This is a genomic window from Paenibacillus radicis (ex Xue et al. 2023), assembly GCF_024722015.1.
Lineage (GTDB): Bacteria > Bacillota > Bacilli > Paenibacillales > NBRC-103111 > Paenibacillus_S.
Genome location: NZ_JANQBD010000002.1, coordinates 38,648 through 61,327 on the forward strand (window position 1 = coordinate 38,648; position 22,680 = coordinate 61,327).

Genomic DNA, 22,680 nt, shown 5'->3' on the forward strand with positions numbered 1-22,680 from the left:
CTTCTCCCTCCTCAGGCCGTTTCATGGAAAAGGATGCGGATGCGGATTGAGTTGTTCTAGAAGCAACGGCTGCTTCACATAACCGAGTAGCGCTGGTACTTTCAACACCCTCTCTAGTTCAGTCACACGGGTGAGATGATATCCGAACGTCATCGGCAGCATTCCTGGAATCAGTACTTTCACACAGTACAATTCGTTTCGTTTCAATTCCGGAGTTGTCTGATCTACCACAATCACATCGAGGTTCAACTGGCGGAACATCAGAAGAACATCCTTCAAGTCATCGGTCAGGTCCGAATGCGTCGGTGTCCGGTTGAATTCCTCCTGAAATGTTCGCAGAGGGCGGTTTTCCTCCAGCAGAAATTTCAGGCGCTCCTCTGCTTGCGGCAAGCTGTACAGCATTGAATGGTCCTCCATCCCGAGCACTAGCGATGGGTCATGGAACATTTGCACATACCGCTCCCGGTTAGCCTCGAACTTTTCGTCAAGAGTCAGCATCATCCCTGATAATTCATGAATTGCACTTTTGGCCGCACGAACTGGATCCGGATGTGCTCCAGCCGCGCAAATCAAGTTTACTCCCTTAGTTTTCGTATTTTTCGCCAATGCCCAAACGCTCGGGATTCCGTTCTCCATAGTGGCGTTATACAAATGCAATTCAAATCCCGCCACCGTTTGCAATCGGCTGACCATGAGTTCCAATTCTAGATCGCCTGCCGATAAAGGATCAAGCCGAGGAAGCGGCAGCTGTGCGTACCAAGTCAACAAGAATGAATCTCGCTCTACCACTTCCATAATGCCGTAGAAAATGGCCTCCTCCAAGGTTCCTCCCAAGGCGCATCCGTTGGATGTTTCATAAACAAACCCTTGTCCGCAGCTCGAACTGTAATAAGCGAGCTGCTGTGGAACCATTATCGGACTTTGACGCTCAAATGAATAGCCCCAAACCCAATCGATTGGCTCGTCTGGAGTAAATGGCTTGAAAGTAAAATCAGGTAGGTTATACTGGTCCGTCGCGTATAAGCCAACCGTGACAGGATTCAGAGCATGATCCGCTAAATTGCGGTAACTGTCTCTGATCATCGTCCTTTTGCCGCGGGGCGCCATACCACAATACCGCTCCAATCCCTCCATTATGGCAGTCAACTCGCTATCCGCATAGGAATGAGTTCGACCTGCCGTTGCCTCGTCTTGGTTAAACATCGGAAGATTTACACTCACATCGGCAAAAGGAGATAAGAGATCGATCATTTTCCCATTCAAAAAGCCAGTTTTATAATCCAGATAATCTTCAATCAGAAATCCCTTCATGTCCTCCAACGAACGGCAGCGGTAGCTTTTCTCATTGATCTTAGGACTTGGTTGCAGTGAAATTCTGGCTGTAGTCGGTGTATCGTCAAGCAAACCACCGCAAACTGAACATAACGGATCTGGCAGAAAAAAGTGGCTTGTGCATTTCAGTGTTTTTAAGTCTATGAAATACATCCGTTCTTCCGAAAGGGGCCGATCGCTCTGAAGGATCCTCTGCAACTCCGCTACGAGCAGGAATGTCATCTGTAATAGTCCAGTACGGGATACCCACGCATCACTCGGTATTCCTCCAGTCTCCGTCAGACGCTGCTGCAGCATCAACATCTCTTTACGGTCACGTCCCGCCAAGAGACGCCGGGTATCGGCACATTGCGAACACCCGGACAAACCTGGGCGAATCAGCGGTCCTATCACTCCCTCACCAAATGCGATAAAGCCTCGTAGCCATGGAATTCCTGCTGCCCGAAGTAGTTCCTCCGCCTCCTCATGAACGGAAGGATGCCAAGCATCGTGCAGCACCAAGGCGAAATCCGTCGCTTCTGGTATTCCTGCCTTAAAATCGTGCAAACGTACAATCCGGCATAAGGCGGACATCTCTCTGCATACCAGGTCCGCCAACTCGCCTACCCCGATAATAGCCACCACTGTGTTCACCGGGACTCCTCCTCTCGCAGCAACACACCGAATACTCCTTCAGGTCCTTCTTTCAAAAAAGGTTCCACGGCCAGATCCACAACATAAAGCTCTTTACCATTCTTTCTCAAAATTTGTAAAGCTTCCTGCAAAACTTTCGGTTGTGCTGCTTCTTCACTTGATGGGACCACAAGATCAACCGCTAATTCTTTTCCAAAATTCACCGATGATGATTGAAGCACTTGGGCCGCACAGACTGCGGAATTATTCTGCACCCTATGTAATGCAGCTTTGAGCGCATTCTGCAACGCCATTGTACTATTCAAGCCAGTACTGCCATACAAGAAATCACCTGTACCGACCCATATTGTTGGGAATCCAAACACTTCCTCGCCGATGCCGATCACCGGCGCTCCCCTCATCGCAGTCAAAGCCTGTAAATAAAACCGGCAGCGTTCATCCTCCACCTTACTTAACTGAGTCCGAATAACAGGATGCTTCCGATCTTTCTGTTGCCTGGCTAGCTGCTCGGTTAAATTTGCTTGCAAACCGCGGATAACGCCTTCCGCAGCCGTTTCCCCTACTCCGATTCCGACAATTTCTTTCGTATTTACGACCATACTGATCAATCGTGATACATACGCTTCAATTCCGGTCAAACCCGCTTCCCTCCGCGCCTCCTCATGCGTCAGTCCTGCACAGACTAGCTCCGGCTGCAGCTTGGCAGGTCCCTCTGACAACGGTTCAACCGCCTGAACACGACATTGAGAGAGCGGTAGCTGCCTTAGCGCCCCTTCTTCCCAAATATGGAGAATCCCCGTTTGTGTCGAAGTCAAATGGTTAAAGTATGTCAGCAAACGGTTCGTTGCACTTTTGTCCGAGCCTCTATCAAGCAAAAGATTCGATATTTGAACTCTTTGGGCTGCCGCAAATCCATGTATCATAGGATGCGGCATGAATGGATGCCAGCTTCCTTCCAATGTTTCCAGATCAAGCAGAAAGAACGAATTTCTTAACTCTGATTCTCCGGTCACTGTTTTAAATAGCTCGAACACGATCACATTTGCAAGCATCGCTCCCGCAGTGGATGAGAAGACATGCAGCGCCGGATCCTTATAAACAGCTGACTCGTGTAAGCGACGCCATGCGGATTCCCAACATCCCTCTGACGCTGGATGTACGACCGGGCCCGCCATTCCTGTCTGATGAAGGAACATTGCCGGCACAAAAATCTTATTCTCCGTTTTGCAAATCGAATGGAGATGCCGTAGCTCCTCAACATCTCCCTCCTGAGAGACATACAGAATCGATTGGAACGGCTGCACGACGTCTCGCCAGCCGTCAGCTCCTTCTATCCCCAGAGTGATTTCCTCAAGAAGCACCTCAGGATCCGTTCGGCGTGCGTGCTCCGCCAATTCCATCAGCCGCTGCCGATTCGTGGGCACAGATTCCGTTATCAGCATATGGAACCTGGGCAGTCCAGACTCAATCAAGGCTGAAACCAACGCAACGAAAAACGGACCTGACCCGATCGCTAAAACGCTAGCCTGTCGGTAACATTGAAACCGGTATGCGCCAGAGTCGCCGAAGCTGTCTAAAAAGGCTATTTGAGCAGCGTGCTTTTGGATAATCCCATTCGTCAATTGATGAGAACGATCTTGACTCACATCCCGAATAAATCCCTTTTGGTGTAGGACGTCCGCGATTTCATACACCCGGTCCCGGTGTGAGCTTGACAATCCGTCCGTCAAATCCTCCAATGTGTATTCTCCATTAAACATCGGAATTAGTTTTTCAATCCACCGATCGATCATCTCGCCTTCCATACGGAATGTGCCTAAGTTATTCCGGAAATATACACCCTCATTTGGAACTGGGAGAAAGAAGGTGTCTGCCTTTACTTTCAGACGCGCAGCAGGGGTCAAATTTGGCATTTTACTCCTCCTAACTGTTGCAGATAGCCAATTTGTAACATCAATCCTTCATTATCATATGTAAGCCTATTCGTCCCACATGCCTTTGTCTGTAATTATTAAATGCCCCTAACAGCCTATCGCTGTACAGGGGCATTCGCTTCTTCACGCCTATGCGGTTCTCTTAAGAAACTGGTAATGATGGGGATTAAGGGTTAACGACAGCGATGGTGACAAAATCCGCCGCAGCGTTGGTTGCAAAAACCACCACAGACTCCAGCACAGAATCCACCACAGACTCCAGCACAGAATCCGCCACAGACTCCAGCACAAAATCCTCCGCAGCCGCCGAAGCCACCGCAGCGGCCACCAAACCCGCCGAAGCCAACACATAGCCTTGAAGGATCTGCCGGGTTCACGCCAATCGGAAACTGACCCGTCGGGTACTGGCTTTGTTGATTCCAAGGTGTCATCTCACCGGCTTGAAATTGGGAAACGTTCAACTGTTGAAGCTCATTTTGGAAATTATTCATTGTAAATACCTCCACTTTTTTTGAAATTGGCATCAAGTAAAGATTGATCTTTATTGAACATGATAACAGTCTATGGAGCAGCATCCGCACTTGTTACTGATTCAAATGCCTATTTTATGGGCTTTTGTACCAAAACAACTATGACGGTTTGATATGACCTAATGAACTAGCATATTAGCCCACTTGAATTCCAGCAGTTCAATCTTACTTTGAGGATGTTGGGACCATATTACAGAGGTAAGTAGGCCGCCAAAATCCTGATTTCTCAAATTTTTACAAAATAACATATGTAGGCATATTTATGTCACTGGGACATTTATTCCATTTAATTACACATTATCTGCCGAGAAATACAATTTTTTTTATAAGGTGGGTCAATAAGTTGTTATGGGAAAAAGCCCTCAATCCCGGAGGAAAGAGGGCAGTGCATCTGTATCTATTAGATAAATGAACGAGAAACAATAACCAACAAAATAAATAGTACGAGAATTACACCCGTAGAAGTAAACAAACCTGCACAGCTACAACTGCCTCCTCCAACTCCCAATCCCATAGTGTCTTCCTCCTTCCTTTACAACTTCTGTATTTTATGAACGAATGAGGAATAGAGATTGGACTGTTTAACTAAATAGGCGCTTGCAACGGGGAATGTGTCGTTCCAAATTTGATAGATTTACATAAGATATTATATGGGTCATCCTCCAACTGATCCATTATTTCTCATAGCTCCTTCTGGATAGACGGTTGCATTCATTGCGCCGTCTATTGCACTGGATTCAAGAAAGCCTCCTTAGATACTTAACCATTCTCTTTGTACCATGGGTTTAAATGGACTAATACTTCTTCAACATCGGGATGCTGATTCATGATCGTTTCTTTAATGTGTCGGGAAATATCATGTCCGTTCTGAATGGTTAATTCTGCCGGAATACCGACTCTCACATCGATGATAATGTAATGTCCGTGGTCTCTTGCGCGAATTCGGTCAATTCGTTTTACTTCCGGAACCGATTGAACCAAGTTGATATATGCATTCAATTTCTCTGAATCGACATTCTTTTCCATCAAAACGCCAACCGATGCCTTTCCCATATGAACAGCCAACTTTAGCACAAAAAAAGCGACTACGATTCCAGCAATCGGATCTCCGTAAGACAAAAAAGTAATATTATAGTAATCCCCAACCATAGCTAAACCGATCCCGATTACTGCTGCAATCGAAGCATATACATCTGCAAGATGATCATAGGCCGTTGCGATCAAACCATTACTTTTCATTTTTTTCCCGATAGACATCGTATATACATAAAGCACTTGCTTCAAAATCAAAGAAAACGCTGCAGCGACTAAAGCTATAACGCTTGCATTATGGGGAGGTTCAAAAAGTACCTTTACAGAATGGTACCCCATATAGATTCCAGCCATCCCCAAAATAATGGCCACAATACCTGCACCCACAACTTCTGCTTTTCCGTGTCCATAAGGATGATCTTCATCCGGAGGCTGCTTGGATACACGCATGGAGCTAAGTGCCGCACCGGTAGCAACCACATCCCCCGCATTGTGAACGCCGTCAGCAATCAATACTGGACTATTAAATAATAAACCAACAGAAAATTTGATGCAGGTTAAAACGATGTTACTGATTAAACTGATCCAAATTGCAAAAGCTGACTGTTTATCTTCTCTGCTCATAACTTATTCCCCCTACCAGAATTATACCGAACATCCCTTCTCAAGTTCATAGTTCACAACGATTCCCTTACAAACGGCTGTCGATCATTACACATATCCTTTCAATCTATCGCATTCTTATGGCAGCCATGTTCATCATTATTGGATCAAATGCTCCAATCTTATACAATCGTCGAATTTTGTTGATTCATACCTTGGATCATTCACTATCTGACCCAAACTTAACTTTCCTCTTCATGGTTACAAAAATAACAAGCCCACTAGAGGAATTCTTCTAGTGGGCTTTGTATATCAGCAGTCAAATTAAATAATCTTCGTATATTTAATGCAGGCCCCTTAAATCGATACCACTCTACATTCGAACTCTTGTTGTCAGGTTCTCCAGCAAAGTTAAAATGTCAGCCTCTAGAATGAGCAGTTTCTGATTAATGATTCTATTTTTGTGCTTTTACAACTAGAAAATGTGGATTGGTTGAAAGACGATCAAACCATTGGTTATACCAGTCAATGGATTCGAGTTTGTCTTTCAAATCTAAATCTGGTTGCGGTTCAACGATTTGGTCAATTACGAATTGTGCTGATGTAACGTTAATGATTTCTTGAAGAGGTCTCCTATAAAATGTGACCTCCACTGGACCCGACTCCTTTTTGTTCCATATTTCCATCAGTAATTCATGGGCGAAGTAATCAGGTCTTTCAAAGTGTTTAAAGTCCATAAAAGGGTGATGTACAGAGAAAATCAGATGTCCACCTGGTTTCATGATACGATGGAATTCACGAAAGGTTGGCACCCAATCATCGATGTAGTGAAGAGTTAATGAGCTTACAATTAGGTTGAAGGTCTCGTCTTTAAATGGAAGCGTGTCAGTTAAATCACAAGTGAATACTTCTGCTTCATTGCCGACTCGCCTTTTACATGCTTCTACCATTGCAGGACTTAAATCAACAGCTGTAACCTGCGCACCCAGTTTTATAAATTGTTCAGTATACCACCCAGCGGCACAACCAGCATCTAGGACTGCAAGTTGATTCATATTAGTTGGCATAAGTTTCATCATGGCTGGCCGTTCGTAATAAGCGTTATGCCCACTCTGAGTATCAACATGTATTTCGTAGTCTTTAGCAAGTTTATCGTAAACTTCGACAACCTTCTCTTTCATATTCTTCACACCCTCCGCTAAACTCAAGTTCTTTATTTCCAAAAAAATGATTTAACCAGTAGGATTCCCGCTTTCTTATTGATCAAAATACTTATTCGACGCCACCTATATTTTCCCTTTTATAAATCTCATAATTTACGCTCTTCTTGCCAGTTAGCCCAACGAGGCTGCCGATATCTATGCCGACAACCCCGTCCTAATTGCTATTGATCTATCGTTATATGTTAGCATGACAAAAGGCTGCTGCAGCAGCGATCATCGTTGTAAAGAGTCCTTTACTTTATTGGACTTTCTCACACCCTCAACTGTTAACATATACATCGTCAAAGATTGGGCTTCTTGAATCATCCATTCCCGATATTCGTTTTCTGCTGCCATAAATTCTTTTTCAGTAATATACCCATCTCTTTCCATTTGAACTCCTCTGCTTGAAGCTGTATCTGCCCATAATCCTATTCGAGTTTGGAACTCTTGATCTGTTCGCTTCGTTGCCTCATGTTGGGGGGTTATAGTAATTTCTTCAATACCGCTTTGTTGAAACATTTCAAGAAGATGATCGGCAATCTCGTTATCCATACCTGCATCGGAACGCCATTTTAAATATGCTGTATAAAAAGAGAGCATGCTTGGGGGAGGCAGTGGTTCCCATGATATCTTCACATGATTATAATCTGAAATCACAACACGCCCCCCAATTTTAGTGGCCGATATCATCATTTTCAATGCTTTCAATGGATCCGAAAGCCATATTAAAACACGAGCGGAGGTTACAATATCAAATTCTTTGTCATAGGTAAGATTATAGATGTCACCTGTTTCAAATGATAATCCTGGTATTCCGCCATGTGCCCGGTGGGCTTTTTCGATTAAGCTTGGATTACTATCAATTCCTATAACACGCCCGTTTGGACCTACTGCTTCCGCTATTCCGCGTGTTATTGCTCCTGTACCGCAACCAACATCAAGAATCGTCATGCCTTTAGTGAGTATATCTGCTAGCCTTTTATGAGAGTTTGTTAACGATCGAGAATCTAATACATTTGTTAACTTTCCTGATAATTCAGCCCGATTTTGGGCAATATTTTTGTCCATAAGGTACCCCTTAATAATATTGTTTAATTATTCCGTTTACTTGATGGTACCTATCTTATCATTTAACTTTTTATTGGTATAACATATATTTAATATTAACTTTATAGGTATTAACTATTAAGATTCAAGATTCTTTGATCTGCCTTTTGCTAGAAAATATATTGCTCCGCTTTTTTCTTAAGTAACCTTTACGTAGTAGTTTCCACTCTGAATTTCTGCGGTTCCTCTTACATCATAGGCACCAAAATGGCTGGTCATATTCGGAAACCCAAATACATCGTCTAAAGTGATGAGTATAAAACAACCTTGCTTACCTCGAACAACAAATTCGTACATCAGAATCAACTCATTTCGTTTTAACTTGCTACAGATCAATTAATATGCCCGTTACCACAACACTTTCGTTAATGTTGATGAGAGAGGTTCATATCTGATAGATACTGTGAATCGTGAATTATAATCCTATCGACTTAGCCTACTATAAATTGTATAGTTTAGGATAGTATTTGTAAGAATGGGATATTGGAAAGAAAGGTGTGAAAATCAATGAACACAGAATCCTCAAGAAATTCGTTAGTGATTATCCTTCACGAAATTTATGGGGTTAATGATCATATTAATTTTTTCAGTCACGAGATTATTAATGAAGGTTTTGATGTACTTACTCCTAATTTATTGCACAGGGAATCATTTCCTTATGATCAAGAAGAAAAAGCATATCAATATTTTACGAATGAAATTGGTTTCAATAAATCATTGCTTGATGTCAAGCAACTAGTAAAAGTGAATAGAGAGAAGTACGATAAGATATACATTATTGGATTTAGCATAGGTGCAACAATTGCATGGATGAGTAGTGAATATGAAGTTGATGGAATAATTGGATTCTATGGATCGAGAATTAGAAATCATGTAGATATAGAGCCTAGTTGTCCCAATCTATTATTCTTTTCAAAAAATGAAAAGTCATTTAATGTACTCGACTTAGAAAGAAAACTAAAGTCTAAGAATAAAACGGTATTAAATATTATTGAAGCTGAACATGGGTTTATGAATCCATTTTATAAATCCTATAAGCCTAAAGAATATAGGGACTGCATGGAGAATAGCATTGATTTTCTTAATCGAATCGAAGAAGGCGCAGGCATTCGATAACACCACGTTCATGCTAGAGATGCGTTTGGGTAAGCTCATAAATCCATGTAAAGATTAACGTTTCTTTTTCAACATCGGGCCAAATAACGAAAAGAGAATGATGACGAGGCTGACCGTGGCAGTAATATAAGCGGCACCACCATGAAGGACGAGCTGGGGATCAGCGGGATATATACGATTGGAAACAAGAAAGAATCCAACATAGATGAGCAAAAAGACCATACCTACTCCGTACATCATCCAGAAGGATTTACCCTTAGAGGAGAAAGAGCCCGCACGAAGAATAGTGAGTAATCCAAAGCACAAAGCAACGGAGATCATTATATAGGTGATATTCTCATATAGCGGTATCGTCAGGTCTCCACTGAAACCGTTCAGAAAACGCCATAGAAGGAGCAATGGTATTATGGGTGCGAATGTTTTTAATTGCTCCCATTTCGAGGATTTGGGGAGTTCCTGAATGATCTCATCAGAATAGGACTTAAGATCTTGGCCGAATACTTGCTCGAATGACTTCCCCTCCCGCTGAGCAGTTAATAAATGGTCTTCGAGCTCCATTAGGATCTCACTAGCTTTGGTATCCGATACGGAACTGCTCCGAACGTAGAATTTCATTTCATTTAACAAGGTTTTATTCTTTGCATTCAACATTATACATCATCCTTTGCTATTATACGGTTTACCGCAATACTTAGTTCGTACCATTTGCTACGGAATAATTGCAGCTGCTGTTCTCCTTCAGGAGTCATTCGATAGTATTTGCGGTTAGGCCCGGAACCAGAGGGTCGCTGTGTACTTACTATAAGATTTTCTTTCTCCAGACGAAGCAAGAGCGGATAGATGCTTCCTTCCTTGGCGAACACGAAGCCACTACGAGCGAGCTTCTCCATAATTTCATATCCGTACGTTTCCTCTTCATCAATAACCGCAAGAAGGCACCCCTCCAGCACTCCTCTAACCATTTGACTGAACATAAGCATTCCTCCAATAGTGCCCTCCAAGCTATATTGCACAACAAGGTACTGAGCTATAAAATAACTAACTTGCAGTGCAAGCTAGTTATTTTATTCTATCCGATTGTTACTTATAATGCAAGTTGAGATATTATCGATTGATGAAATTGCATTCCATATAGCTTGCTGTACGATCCTGCCAGTCAATAAATCCAAAAAATTTACTAACCCCGTATCAAATCCCTTAATTTGTTTGCATGTGCTATAGGAATTTCATAACCTTGATTGGTATTTTTAAGGTCTACCAATAACCCCTTCATATCTCTATTTGTACCTAAAGTAAGATGAAAATCTTTTGTTGTTTGATCCTGGAATGTTATGCTCAAATTGTATTCTGCTGCATAATCAATCTTTTCAGACATTTTTACTGCACTTTCTAAAGCAGTTTTGAATATTTGAAAAGATTGGAAATCCTTAAATTTCTGATTGGTACATTCATTTGTATTAGCTTGCTGCTTACATATCAGATTAACTGAAACCTCATCGATACTCAAAATAGCATCCTGGTTCTTCTCTTTGCATCCAAGGATAAATAATAGAGATAACAAGATGAAAAAAAGGATATATTTTTTCACAGTAAACACCTCCTTAAGCTTCTAGCTTATAGACGGAAAGGGTATAAAAAGGTTACATCCAGTGTTTAAAAAGTATAGTTCAGCGTAACACGAATACGACAAAACGGGGTCAGCCCCTGGTAACTTAATCGGCTGACCCCGTTTATTGCTGATTATTTTATTTTTTGCTGCTCTTCGTCGGTAATACTTTCCTCGATTACTTCTTCATTTTGGCGTAAGCTTGCTCGTATTCTTTAATTAGTTGATCTCCGCCCGCTTTGCGCCACTTTTCCACCTCATCCTTCCAGCCTGCGTCGTCAAGTCTGCCCATAATGTACTTGGTCTGAGCGTCCCAGATCATTTGGTCCAGCTCCTTACCACGTTCACTGTAAATCGCAGAGTTTAGGGTCAATGCCGGGTTTGACACAGAATATTGGGTGCCTTCACCTTCCATTTGATTCCCTTTCACCCCGATCGGTGAATCAATCTGTGGCAACACGTTCAAGGTCTCTAAGCTGATCAGGTTATCGCGATATGGCTTGATTTCTTTGTTGAATAAATTCAAGTCGGTGATTTCCGTATTTTTGCCATCAGCCGATACTTTGTAGTGCTTGCCATCAATACCACGACGCTGCAAGGTAGCCATCTTCGAATCGAGCAGTTGATCCAGGAACGTTAGGACGCGCTTCAATTCAGCCTCGGTCTTCACTGACGATTTCGGAATAACCATCACTCCGAAGTTACCCGGTTCTCCAGTCTGCCTGATGCCGTTCGGTCCTTCAAAGAAGGCCATATCGAACACGCCTTTGGGATTCACTTTGGCCATGCGGTCTTGGAAGCTTCGTCCATTGGTGGCTACTCCGCCGAGCTTTATACCTACCCGCTCGCTATCAATCGCTTTATCGTGCTCGGTTAAATCGTATACGGCGAAATCTTGGTTGATCAGGTTCTCTTCATATAGCTTTCTGAACAGCTTCATGGTATCTACATACGGCTTAGTCATAAATTCCGGCGTAAATTTACCGTTCTCTGCTGCCCAACGGTTCGGCGCGCCTTGAGTAACAGCAATCCGAGTTAAAGGAGGCTGGGTTCCTTCATTATATCTTTTGTATAGCTGGGTTCCGTAAGTATCCGCTTTGTTATTGCCATCCGGATCCTCGGTCGCGATGGCCTTCATCACTTTGTACCAATCATCCAATGTTTTCGGTATTTTCAGCCCAAGCTTGTCGAACCAATCCTTTCGATAGACGATGGCTGCCCGGCCAATTGGACGAAGAACGGGAACGCCGTAAATTTTACCTTCCACAGAGACGTTCTCGAAATATTGCTTATCTAGAGCAGCCAAATTCTTATAATCCTTAAGCATCGGTCCGATTTCCCAAAATAATCCAGATTTCATCGCGTTAATTGTCGTAGGAACGTAATTAAGTCTTACCAGCTTGGGAAGCTCGTTGGAGGCGATCATAACGTTAATCTTCTCGTCGTAAGCCGCATTCGGAATCCATTGGATATCCAACTTCGTATTGGTGTATTTCTCCAGTTCTTGCTCAAATTCATTGCCTTTGGATGGAATTTCTCCCACCTGTTGAAGCGCCATCGATAATTGCAATGGAGTATCATCCACTTTGGAAGCTCCTTTTGTTTCGCCTGTGCTTGCCGGTTTATCCAGTCCACATCCTGTCACTACACCCGCCGCCATAATGATGGCACTACATAATGCAACCCATTTTTTCATGTTTTCTTATCCCCCTTATTTTTTCGCTTTGGCAAATCTTGATTGATTAACTTTTCCGTATACGCTTTTTTTGAGCCCTCCCTAATTCAAATTAAAATGATTTATTAAATGATAACGGACCAATTGTAATGTCCAGTCATCCCTTAACCGAACCTAACAGTACACCCTTTGCAAAATGCTTCTGCAAGAAAGGATAAATCAGCATAATCGGGATGGTCGCGAAGACGATGACCGCCATCCGGATCGTGAGCGGCTGAATGAGCTGTTCATCTGTGCTTGTGTCGCCGATCCGGGTTTGCGCCAGGATGACGATTTCCCGCAATAGCACCTGTACAGGCCAACTCTTGTTGTCGTTAATGTACATGATTGCGTTGAAGAATGTGTTCCAATGGCCGACTGCGTAGAACAAACCGAAGGTCGCCAACGCCGGTGCAGACAGTGGAATTACGATTTGAAGCAGCACACCCAGATCGTTGCAGCCGTCGATTTTAGCCGAGTCCTCCAGCCCGTCAGGAATTTGCTGAAAAAAGTTTTTTAAGACGATTAAGTTGAAACCGTTGATGGCCACTGGAAGCATCAATGACCATAACGTATTGGTCAATCCCAAGCCTTTAACTACGAAGTAGGTCGGAATCAGCCCACCATTGAACAACAACGTAAACAATACACCCAATATGATGACATTTCGGCCGCGAAACGTTTGCCGAGAAAGCGGATACGCCAGCAATGAGGTAAATACCAAATTGATTAGAGTCCCAAGGACCGTGATATATACGGATATTCCTAAGCTGCGTAAGAGCGTATTGGTGGAGAAGATGTATTCATACGACGCCAGAGAAAATTTAGTGGGGAACAGGATAATGCCCCCCTTGGCCACCTCATGCGGATCGGTGAACGAAACCGCCAATATGTAGATAAACGGAAGTACAGTAACTAACCCGATCAGCAACAATATCGTATAATTGATTCCGTCGAAAAGCTTGTTTCCGAGTGTCTTGTCTTGAACCACGGATGTTCGCCCCCTTACCTATAATAATGAATGGTAACATTAGTAAACTCCTTCTTCCCCAAACCTTTTAGCCATCCAGTTAGCCGTTAACACTAATACTAAGCCGACTACCGATTTAAACATCCCGACGGTGGCACTATAGCTATACTGGCCTTGCGAAAGTCCTTTTAAGAACACATAAGTGTCGAAAACTTCCCCGACGTCCCGGTTGGTCGGAGACAGCATCAGGAAGATATGCTCGAAGCCGCTGTCCAGGAACGATCCAAGTCGCAGGATGAGAAGGATAACAATGGTGCTTCGGATCGCCGGAAGCGTAATATGCCAAAGTTGTCTCCAACGATTGGCTCCGTCCATGCGGGCTGCTTCATATAATTGAAGATCCACTCCCGATAAAGCGGCAAGGAAGATAATCGTCCCCCAACCGACTTCTTTCCATATGGATTGCGTGACTATCAACGTTCGGAACCAATCCGCTTCCAATAAGAAGGCAATTTTCTTGCCGGTCAATGCGTAAATCAGCTCATTCAATACGCCTCCTTCCGTGGTTAACAGTAAGTAGAAAATCCCGACGACTACGACCCATGATACGAAGTGGGGAATGTACATCAGTGTCTGAACAAATCGTTTGAATCTTTCTCTTCTCACCTCATTCATCATCAGAGCCAAAACAATTGGCATCGGAAAGAAGAATATCATGTTGTAAACGGCAAGTAACACTGTGTTTCGGAACAGCTCCCAGAAAATCGGCTCGCCGAAAAATCGCTCAAAGTGCTTCAACCCGACAAAAGGGCTGTTAAAGATGCCGATATGCGGTTTAAAGTCTTGAAATGCGATGACCAAGCCGTACATGGGCACATACCTGAAAATCAGGAAGTACAATATTCCCGGTAGAGCCATAATGTACAACCATTTGTCCCGGATTATTTCGCGCATAAACTTATTTGTGACTTGTAACTTTCTTGCAGGTATTACGGTTGATAAATCTGCTTTTACTGACATGCAACATCCCCTTCCAATCGACTATGAATGACCAATATTGGCTCATGCTTCGATTGTGCATCAGCCTCCTGGAACAATAAATAGTCTGTTTTTGACAACTCTTCAAACCTGGATCTACCGCCTTGCACAGAGGGAAAATAGACTGGTTTTGACTTGCATAGTCCGTTTTTGATTATGGTGCGAAGCCCTTGAGCAGCAAGGAAAAACCCGACGGGATTAACCGTCGGGCCTGGTTCTTTGTGTGCTATGTTCAATTCTTAATATGGGTATGCAGCTCCCGATATTGACCGGGGGTCATGCTCGTGACTTTACGGAACGTTCGGATAAAGGCTGTACTGTTCGTATAATTGACCTTCTCCGCAACCTCGGAGATTTTCAAGGTGGAGTGCTGCAGCCAATGCTTGGCGACATTCATCCGATACTCCGCCAAATAATCGATAAAGTTGATGCCCAGCTCTTTTTTGAATACTCGACTTAAGTAAGCCGGATGGAAGTTTAAGCTTTCCGCGCAGGATTCCAGAGAGATATTTTGATTGTACAGCTCATGTACGAGCCTCATCATTTGATTCGCGATATTGACATATTGAGTCTCTGCTTGCTTGGTCAAATAGGATGTAACCGGATCAAACAGACATTCACAGAACCATTGCATTATTTCGTCTAACGCGTTCAGCTTTTGAAAATAATCGATGGTGGCTTGTTCGCCAAGAACCTTACGTATGGGAATGCCTAGCTCTTGAATCAGTTGATAGACTCGGGAAATCAATTGCAGCATCAACGGCGAAAACTCATGAGAGTATGCCTCCTTCTGGATCACAGCTTCCATGTATTCCCGGAAGACTAGATGGACGCGCTCTTGGTCGGCCAGCTTGAGAGCCCCTACCAATTGGTCCTCTAAAATCTTCAGCTGAGAATATACGGCCGACTTATTGCCTTGCGTCGAGTCGATATCCTCGAAGTGTACAATCAGCTCCTGCCCGAGACTGATTCTTCGACGCAGCGCTTCCAAGCATTCACTGTATGCTCGCACAGCCTCCCTAAGCTGATCGAATGGGCGGCTGATACCGATACTAATTTTAACCTGCAGATACTGCTGAATACTCTCTTTCAACATTTGTGCCGTATCATGCAACTGCTGCTTCAGCAGTAAATGATCGTTTTCTTCACAGGCCAACAGAGACACTTGCGACTGATCGATCAGGATCGGACTAAACCGGTTAGCCTGCGGCAACAGTTCGCAGACAATGTTATTTATGGCAAACAGAAGCAGTTCTCTATCGTGTTCCCGGTATTTGGTAAATTGCATCGTATCGATTTGTATGGTGAGGACTACGAGCTTATTCCACTCCGTCGGAAAATCGAAAATCTTCGTTCGATACAAGAAATCGCTTTCCGAGATCAATCCGCTAAACAGCTTCAATACGAAAAACTCTTTCAGATGGTCGTATTGACCGATAATTTGCTGCTGCAGTTGCTTCCCGGTGCTGGATAGTGTGCGAAACCTTTCTTCGATAATCCACAATTCATCCGAGCCCGATTCCGGCTGCTCCGATGCCCCAACTTCCTTGGAATATTCGAACAACCGGCGGATCGGCGTATACATGCGTCGGCTCCCTAGCCAAGCAAACAGGAATACGATGACGAAGATGACTACGCAAAGGGCCAGCGTAATCCCCCCGATTTTACGTGATTTTGTCGTGATTTCTTCAAGTGAAACGACCGATACGTAAATCCAGCCGTTATAGTTCGATACACGGTAATTAACCAACACCGGAGTACCGTTCAAAATCTCATTGACAAAACCGACTTCCTCGTTCGCTTCTTTTGCTTTATTAACGATATCCGTATTGATCTCGGAGTAATTGCCTTTTGTTACAGATAGAAAGTCGTTGCCGTCGCGGTCCAAAATATATTTTTCACCCAAACGATTATTCTGAGTAAGCAGCTCCTTGAATTCTTTCATAGCAATATCAATAATTAGCAATTCGCGGGGAGTGTTCGGGCTGGGGATTGCCGGAATTTTGCATACCAGACTGATGGAATTCACCACATTCGTATCCGACACAGCATCTCCCTCGCTCTCTGAGGACAGATTCACATATTTGCGGTATACCCAGAACATGTTATTTCGATGCTTCGTATATTCCATAATTTGTTGCCGATACGGATGGGTGCTAAAGCTGCGGAATAAACTGAAATTGACAATCCAATCGTCGTACAGGTTAATCAGCGATGCGTCGGTTACGCGGGCAAACGTCTGAAGGCTGTATAAACCTTTGGATAAGTCCCGAATCCTGGTGAAATCGTAAGGATCAAGCGGCTGAATGGCCGAATTGATCACGATCGTTGAATTCATGTATTGTATGGCCGAAAGCTCAAGAGTCTTCAGCACCTGCTCTACGCGAATTTGAGTTTGCTGCAAGATCTGGGCATTGCTTTCATTGGCGTTATCTTTTATATCCCCGGAAGCCATATAGTAAGAGGTTGCCCCGATGAACAACACCGGAATGGCTCCCAATACAATGCCGAATACGATTAACCGCAACAGAAACTTAGGCACAGTCCCGCACCCTTTCTTTAACTTGAAATGACTTGCCATAGGCCGAAAATCACAAACAAGGTCTTGTAAACGGTTTCTTAATGAATGGTATTTATATTGTAGAGGTACATATCATTACAAGCGATAGCTCTTATTTAACTCCTTTAGTAAAAATAGTCCCCTTAACGTGTATAGTCTCTTTTTAACCTGCAAGTCTTGGTGGAAGCATCAACAAAAAACAGACCAAAACTGAAAAATACAGTCTTGGTCTACTTTTCTGTTAATGCTCAACTGACAAGATAAAAACCTTTTTAAAATTCTATCTAATAAATGCTCACTATAATTAGCACCTACCGAGTTGCCGAGAGCGTAAAAATTTGTATATAGCAGGAATACATAAACTTATAGAGAAATAGTGAAAATCAACTCAGAAAGTTGGATGATTATGCAGTGTAATCATGATAGCCTTCGTTCGATATTAATTTCTTCAATCCCGAAAATTTTGGATACGCATTTCGATGCTATCCGTAACCAAAGCCATGAAGCAGATATGTTTGTTCAGACACAGCAAGATTTTTTAATCGCGAGTATCACAGAGATTCAGACAGATATGATCCATGCATTATTTATGAAATCACCTAAATATAGTGACTATTTGATTTCATCGCAAGCACAAGGATATGAGCAAGGAAAGTTTACAGCTAACACTTTAGGTGAGCACGATCAGATCGTTCTGGAAATAAGCAAAAACTTAAATTTAACTTCCCAAGGCATCATGATTGACATTATCGAAGAGTATGTGGATGATTCTAATGACCGTGTGTTTTTTGTCAACCGCTTAATGGAATGTAATTGGAATCGTTTTACCGGCTTTGCTCAAGGCTATCTGGCAAGTAAAGAACAACAGATTGATCATTTACATTCGCAAAAGGTATCAGTAATGGGACAAATGGCAGCAGGTATGGCTCATGAAATACGGAATCCACTAGCGTCAATCAAAGGTTTCGCACAACTAGCTAAGCACAAACTTCTGCAGCCGGTAATTAAGGCGGACGAACTGACTCATTATCTTGATTTATGTATTAATGAAATAAATTCCCTAAATAGGTTAGTTACGGACTTCCTGCTGTTGGCACGAAAAAGCGATAACATAAATCATGACGAGACAGTTGTTGATGTAAAAAGGGTTTTACAAAGAGTTATCGGCATTGTAGATCAGATCGTATTAAGCGATGAGATTGATCTTACAACAAATATTTCCGAGCAAGAACTTTTCACCTATGGCGACGCCTCTCAACTTGAGCAAGTGTTCTTGAATATATTGAAAAACGCTATCGATTCCATTTCGAAAACGAATGGTGTGATACAAATTTTGGCTGCAACAGCTGCTAATAACATTTTCATTAAAATCGCTGATAATGGGACCGGCATGTCTCAGGAAACTCTGGATCGAATCTACGATCCATTCTTTACGACTAAGGAAACCGGGACGGGCATAGGCTTATCTATTTGCAAACAGTTAATTGAACGCCATAATGGAAGGATAGAGCACAAATCTGAAATTGGAAATGGAACCATCGCAACGATCGTTTTGCCAATATATAGACAATGACATTCTGGACAAATGAGGATGTTGCACCGATAAAAAGCCGCGCCGCTCTAAATGGAGGAGAACAAGCAATTTGCTCTCCTCCTCTTCGCCAGCTGCCGCTATAGCTGATATCGTAAAATAAAAAAAGCCGCAAAATAAGCAGCGTCGTATGCATGTATGTTCTTGTCTCCTGAAAGCAAAGAGGAGCTGTCTCACTGCCTGCTCCTCCACTTTTGTTACTCGTTAGAGCTTAATAATGTTGCGGTAGTATATAGGTTAGCTTAAAAAACTGTAGGCACCATGCCTCCGTCCATACGGATTGGAGAACCTTTAAATGCCGATGCATAAGGGCTGCATACGAATGCAGCAAGCCTGCCGATTTCAAATGGCTTGATGAACCGCTGTATTTCGGATTGGGGCAGGTTTGCAGCCATAAATTTTTTCTCTTTTTCCGAAAATGCCATATCATCCGGAAACAAATTGTCAATGATTTGATATACATTTTCGGAAAGCGTTGGTCCTGGCATGATCGTATTGGATGTGACTTCCGTTCCTATCGTTAGTTTAGATAAGCTTTTTGACAGTGATAATAACATAGATTTGGTCATGCAATACTGAGGCATTTGCCCTGAAGGCATAATCGCTTCTTCACTTGCAATGAAAAGTATTCGTCCATAATTGTTTTTCAACATTTGAGGCAAATAAAATTTAGATAAACCATTAGCGGCAAGGACATTCGTTCGAAAGTATTTTTCCCATATTTCATCGTCAACGTCCTCATATGACATGATTTCATAAATACCCATATTGTTAACCAGAATATCAACATCGGGATATTTCTCAAATAAAGCTTCTCTTTGCTGCATATCCACAATATCGGCTGTAGCATTACGAGGGGAGGTAGATGGGAACTCCGACTTCAATTCATTTACCGTTCGTTCTACCACTTCATTATTCCGTCCATTAACGAGGACATTGACACCTTCTCTGGCAAGTTCAATGGCAATTGCTTTCCCTATACCCCTCGTCGATCCAGTTACTAAAGCTGTTTTGTTCCTTAATCCCATATCCATAATATATATCTCCTTTGTTGTCATCCGCAGTAAGCTGATTAGAAGTTATTATTGAAACATCCTTGTGCTCCGGATAGAGATTATATTACCTTGTCTGGATCGTTCGGTAACTAGCGTACAACGCCAAATTTCTTGTTTAACCCGCCAAATAATGAAACCCGGAAAGTGCTACCCTTGAGTAGAACCGTTAGGTTGGTGATTCTATGACGACAGATTTGCCCCTAAATATTCAGAACGCCATTTTGCAGGAGTATCCCCTTCCCAAAGGCGAAAGGCGCGGTAAAATGAGTTCTGATCTTCATACCCAATTAAGAATGCCACTTCTTTTATGTCAAGCTTAGGGTCTGCCAAGTATTCCCGTGCCTGTTCATGCCGTGCCTGTGTCAACAGCTGATTGAAAGTTGTCCCTTCGTCAGTAAGACGGCGCTGCAGGGTACGATCGCTCATGCCCAACTCACTCGCCACAGCCCGAATGTCAAGGCGCCCTCCGGTTAGGCTGCGTTTCAAGATCCACTTGACCATCTCGGGGATTGAACGACTGCGCTGTTCATCCAACGATTGGTCCAAGACGGGAGTCAGGATCTCCAGCAACTCTTTGTTATACGAAATAAAGAGGCGGTCCAGATCTCTTCGATGCAGCGTCAATCGGTTCTCGGCTGCTCCAATCCGGATAGGGCATCCGAAGTAAGCTTCAAGGGCTTTTACATCGCCCATCGAGTGGGAAAATTCTACGGACCTTGCAGTTAAATGCTGGCCGGTGCCGCGTCGCCCAAGCTCTAGAAGAAAGGCCAGCGTGGTGCCAACCAACATTGGCGGTCCGGGTTGCTCGCTGCGCATCCAGTCCAATTCGATTGTACAGCGTTCACCCTCTTCGGTTATACACAAGCTTTCCGGAGGGCATAGTTGTTTGTACCGGGCCATTCGGTTAAGGCCATCGCGATAATCACGAGCATGGTAGGTCGCTAAGACGGTCGGTGGATATTGTGTCGTTTCAAAGACGCTTACAAGCTTGATGATTCCGATGGCTGTGTCACCAACGAGATCGGAGTATGCTTGCCAGATTCTGAAATATTGGGCGGCGGTGACTGCGGCTGGTTCTGTAATAATGGTGAGCGGCAGCTGCGCTTTGCGAGCAACATCGTGTGGGGCAATGCCTAATTGTTGTAATCCCGTCCAAAATCCCATTGGTAATTTTATACGGTCAGATTTCATTACGTATGGATCTCCTTTAGTTGCTTACCTACTCATTCCGGCTATGATTGCATTACTTCATTTTAGCGTTTTAATATACCATGTATCACAGGCAAAATGTTCCGTTGCATTTAATGGCTTTTCTAATTGAATGAACCCATTCTTTTTGTAAAACTTATTGGCTGCAACCATATTGCTAAGAGTTTCAAGATAACATTTTTCATAGTACTGTTTTGCATAATCTAGGGCAACCTGCAGTAACTCGCTTGAAATTCCTGTGCCTCGTGTTTCTTTAAATGCATACATCTTTTGCAATTCACATATATCTGGCCAGCCCATCACGGGTCCTATACCACAACCAGCTACTATTTTTTTATTTTCCTCAACAACCCAATATTTAGAACCCTCATTTTTATACAGATTATAAAAATCCCCTAAACTCGGATCAGACCAAGCAGTCCCAGGTTTATTCGCCCCAAATTCCACCAAACAAGTTCTAATAAGGTACTCTACTTGTTTATTATCTTGTTCCTCTATCTCTCTTATCAACATGAGGTAAACCTCTCTATCTTTTTTTTGGTTACCTTCTATTTTAGCATCGTTTTCCGTTGGTGTAACTAAATGCCACTAGAAACCAAATATAGCTTTGAAACTTTACCAAATAAAGGGAATTAAATGATAACGTGTTTTCTTACAATATTCCTCATATCCTTTTAACTCTTTTAACAATACTTTTTCTTCATTTAACAGCCTTAGAACGATAAAAATGATTATAGTAATCGAGGGAATCACTGCCCAAATTGAACCTAATGCCAGAGGCGTGAAAAGTATAATAAATATAGCCCCGGTATACATTGGATGCCGAACTAACGCGTATGGACCTGTAGTGATAACTTTCTGGTTCTCTTTCACTTCAATTATGGCAGACGTATAAGAATTCTCTTTAAAAACAAAGAAAACAATCGAAAAGCCAAGTAAGACGATAACATCTGCAACGAATAAAATAAATAAAGGAACATTTGACCAACCAAACCGATAGTCTAAACTAGGAAGGACTAACAATCCGACAAAAGAAATTCCCGATATGGTTTGGAAAATTTTTTGTTCCTTTTCTTTTTCTTTAGCATTACTTCTCCTCTCTATCAGTTCAGGATCCCTCTTCAAAAAATAACCATTGATAATGAACGTTGAACCTAAAAAGATCACAAAATAAATCCATGCCTCCCAAAAGTTAAAAGATCCTGCGGGCAAAAAGAGAAAAATAAAGAAAACGATTGAAAACAGGAGCGTCCTAAAGTAGATTTTTTTCTTTAACAAAAATTACACCTCCCCTAAAAATAGTTTCTTCAAAATGGCTCAAACTTACACTTGGATAACCACCCTCGTTTCCCTTATTTATGGTATTATCCTGCTGTCTCAAGACAGGATTGCAAAAAAAGCTCCTTCACAAGGAGAGAGCTTTTTTCTTTAATTTCCTATACTCT

The 22,680-nt window shown here is 42.8% G+C and carries 20 protein-coding genes; 2 read left to right on the forward strand and 18 right to left on the reverse strand.

Translation table 11 applies throughout. The features are described 5' to 3' along the window. Positions 1–21: 21 nt before the first annotated feature. The 7 genes from NV381_RS02805 to NV381_RS02835 all read right to left on the reverse strand — a co-directional run bounded on the left by NV381_RS02805 (position 22) and on the right by NV381_RS02835 (position 8,337). Positions 22–1,965, reverse strand: coding sequence for a TOMM precursor leader peptide-binding protein (locus NV381_RS02805; RefSeq protein ID WP_258211748.1), 1,944 nt, complete (start codon positions 1,963–1,965; stop codon positions 22–24). Continuing rightward, positions 1,962–3,878 (reverse strand): putative thiazole-containing bacteriocin maturation protein, encoded by a 1,917-nt coding sequence (locus NV381_RS02810; protein ID WP_258211749.1) that lies wholly within the window; start codon positions 3,876–3,878, stop codon positions 1,962–1,964. The genes NV381_RS02805 and NV381_RS02810 overlap by 4 nt, the downstream gene beginning before the upstream one ends. Positions 3,879–4,072: 194 nt before the next feature. Beyond that, positions 4,073–4,390 (reverse strand): heterocycloanthracin/sonorensin family bacteriocin, encoded by a 318-nt coding sequence (locus NV381_RS02815; RefSeq protein WP_258211750.1) that lies wholly within the window; start codon positions 4,388–4,390, stop codon positions 4,073–4,075. A 439-nt stretch (positions 4,391–4,829) separates the two neighbouring features. After that, the gene (locus tag NV381_RS02820) at positions 4,830–4,943 is read right to left on the reverse strand and encodes a YjcZ family sporulation protein (protein ID WP_258211751.1); all 114 of its coding nucleotides are present in this window, start codon (positions 4,941–4,943) and stop codon (positions 4,830–4,832) included. Between the two features lie 245 nt (positions 4,944–5,188). Beyond that, positions 5,189–6,085: a cation diffusion facilitator family transporter gene (locus NV381_RS02825; RefSeq protein ID WP_258211752.1), complete on the reverse strand. Its 897-nt coding sequence runs from the start codon at positions 6,083–6,085 to the stop codon at positions 5,189–5,191. A gap of 434 nt (positions 6,086–6,519) precedes the next feature. Then, a complete protein-coding gene (locus NV381_RS02830) occupies positions 6,520–7,245 on the reverse strand; it encodes a class I SAM-dependent methyltransferase (protein ID WP_258211753.1) in 726 nt (241 codons plus the stop codon). Between the two features lie 255 nt (positions 7,246–7,500). Next, positions 7,501–8,337 (reverse strand): class I SAM-dependent methyltransferase, encoded by an 837-nt coding sequence (locus NV381_RS02835; protein ID WP_258211754.1) that lies wholly within the window; start codon positions 8,335–8,337, stop codon positions 7,501–7,503. Between the two features lie 546 nt (positions 8,338–8,883). Between NV381_RS02835 and NV381_RS02840 the strand changes: the two genes are divergently transcribed. Then, positions 8,884–9,492, forward strand: a complete 609-nt coding sequence (locus NV381_RS02840) for a dienelactone hydrolase family protein (protein ID WP_258211755.1) — start codon at positions 8,884–8,886, stop codon at positions 9,490–9,492. A 54-nt stretch (positions 9,493–9,546) separates the two neighbouring features. Here NV381_RS02840 and NV381_RS02845 read toward each other — a convergent pair whose 3' ends face one another. The 7 genes from NV381_RS02845 to NV381_RS02875 all read right to left on the reverse strand — a co-directional run bounded on the left by NV381_RS02845 (position 9,547) and on the right by NV381_RS02875 (position 17,362). Beyond that, positions 9,547–10,143, reverse strand: a complete 597-nt coding sequence (locus tag NV381_RS02845) for a hypothetical protein (protein WP_258211756.1) — start codon at positions 10,141–10,143, stop codon at positions 9,547–9,549. Further along, on the reverse strand, positions 10,143–10,466 hold the full coding sequence (locus NV381_RS02850) for a PadR family transcriptional regulator (RefSeq protein WP_258211757.1): 324 nt from the start codon (positions 10,464–10,466) through the stop codon (positions 10,143–10,145). Before NV381_RS02850 ends, NV381_RS02845 begins: the two co-directional genes overlap by 1 nt. A 203-nt stretch (positions 10,467–10,669) precedes the next feature. Beyond that, positions 10,670–11,080, reverse strand: coding sequence for a hypothetical protein (locus NV381_RS02855; protein WP_258211758.1), 411 nt, complete (start codon positions 11,078–11,080; stop codon positions 10,670–10,672). Between the two features lie 196 nt (positions 11,081–11,276). Next, positions 11,277–12,794: an extracellular solute-binding protein gene (locus NV381_RS02860; protein WP_258211759.1), complete on the reverse strand. Its 1,518-nt coding sequence runs from the start codon at positions 12,792–12,794 to the stop codon at positions 11,277–11,279. Positions 12,795–12,930: 136 nt separating this feature from the next. Next, positions 12,931–13,803, reverse strand: coding sequence for a carbohydrate ABC transporter permease (locus tag NV381_RS02865; RefSeq protein ID WP_258211760.1), 873 nt, complete (start codon positions 13,801–13,803; stop codon positions 12,931–12,933). Between the two features lie 39 nt (positions 13,804–13,842). After that, positions 13,843–14,736, reverse strand: a complete 894-nt coding sequence (locus tag NV381_RS02870; RefSeq protein ID WP_258212139.1) for an ABC transporter permease — start codon at positions 14,734–14,736, stop codon at positions 13,843–13,845. Between the two features lie 316 nt (positions 14,737–15,052). After that, entirely contained in the window at positions 15,053–17,362 is a 2,310-nt protein-coding gene (locus NV381_RS02875) for a helix-turn-helix domain-containing protein (RefSeq protein WP_258211761.1), read from the reverse strand. A gap of 394 nt (positions 17,363–17,756) precedes the next feature. On the opposite strand from NV381_RS02875, the gene NV381_RS02880 reads away from it, so the two are divergent. Further along, positions 17,757–18,953: a sensor histidine kinase gene (locus NV381_RS02880; protein WP_258211762.1), complete on the forward strand. Its 1,197-nt coding sequence runs from the start codon at positions 17,757–17,759 to the stop codon at positions 18,951–18,953. Positions 18,954–19,213: 260 nt separating this feature from the next. On the opposite strand, the gene NV381_RS02885 is transcribed toward NV381_RS02880, so the two are convergent. From NV381_RS02885 to NV381_RS02900, 4 genes are all read right to left on the reverse strand, one after another. Beyond that, positions 19,214–20,005 (reverse strand): SDR family NAD(P)-dependent oxidoreductase, encoded by a 792-nt coding sequence (locus NV381_RS02885; protein WP_258211763.1) that lies wholly within the window; start codon positions 20,003–20,005, stop codon positions 19,214–19,216. 201 nt (positions 20,006–20,206) lie between these two features. Next, on the reverse strand, positions 20,207–21,217 hold the full coding sequence (locus tag NV381_RS02890) for an AraC family transcriptional regulator (protein ID WP_258211764.1): 1,011 nt from the start codon (positions 21,215–21,217) through the stop codon (positions 20,207–20,209). A 57-nt stretch (positions 21,218–21,274) separates the two neighbouring features. Next, positions 21,275–21,748, reverse strand: a complete 474-nt coding sequence (locus NV381_RS02895) for a GNAT family N-acetyltransferase (RefSeq protein ID WP_258211765.1) — start codon at positions 21,746–21,748, stop codon at positions 21,275–21,277. 102 nt (positions 21,749–21,850) lie between these two features. Next, positions 21,851–22,513 carry a methyltransferase family protein gene (locus NV381_RS02900; protein ID WP_258211766.1) on the reverse strand — a complete coding sequence of 221 codons (663 nt, stop codon included), beginning with the start codon at positions 22,511–22,513 and terminating at the stop codon, positions 21,851–21,853. Between the last annotated feature and the right edge of the window lie 167 nt (positions 22,514–22,680).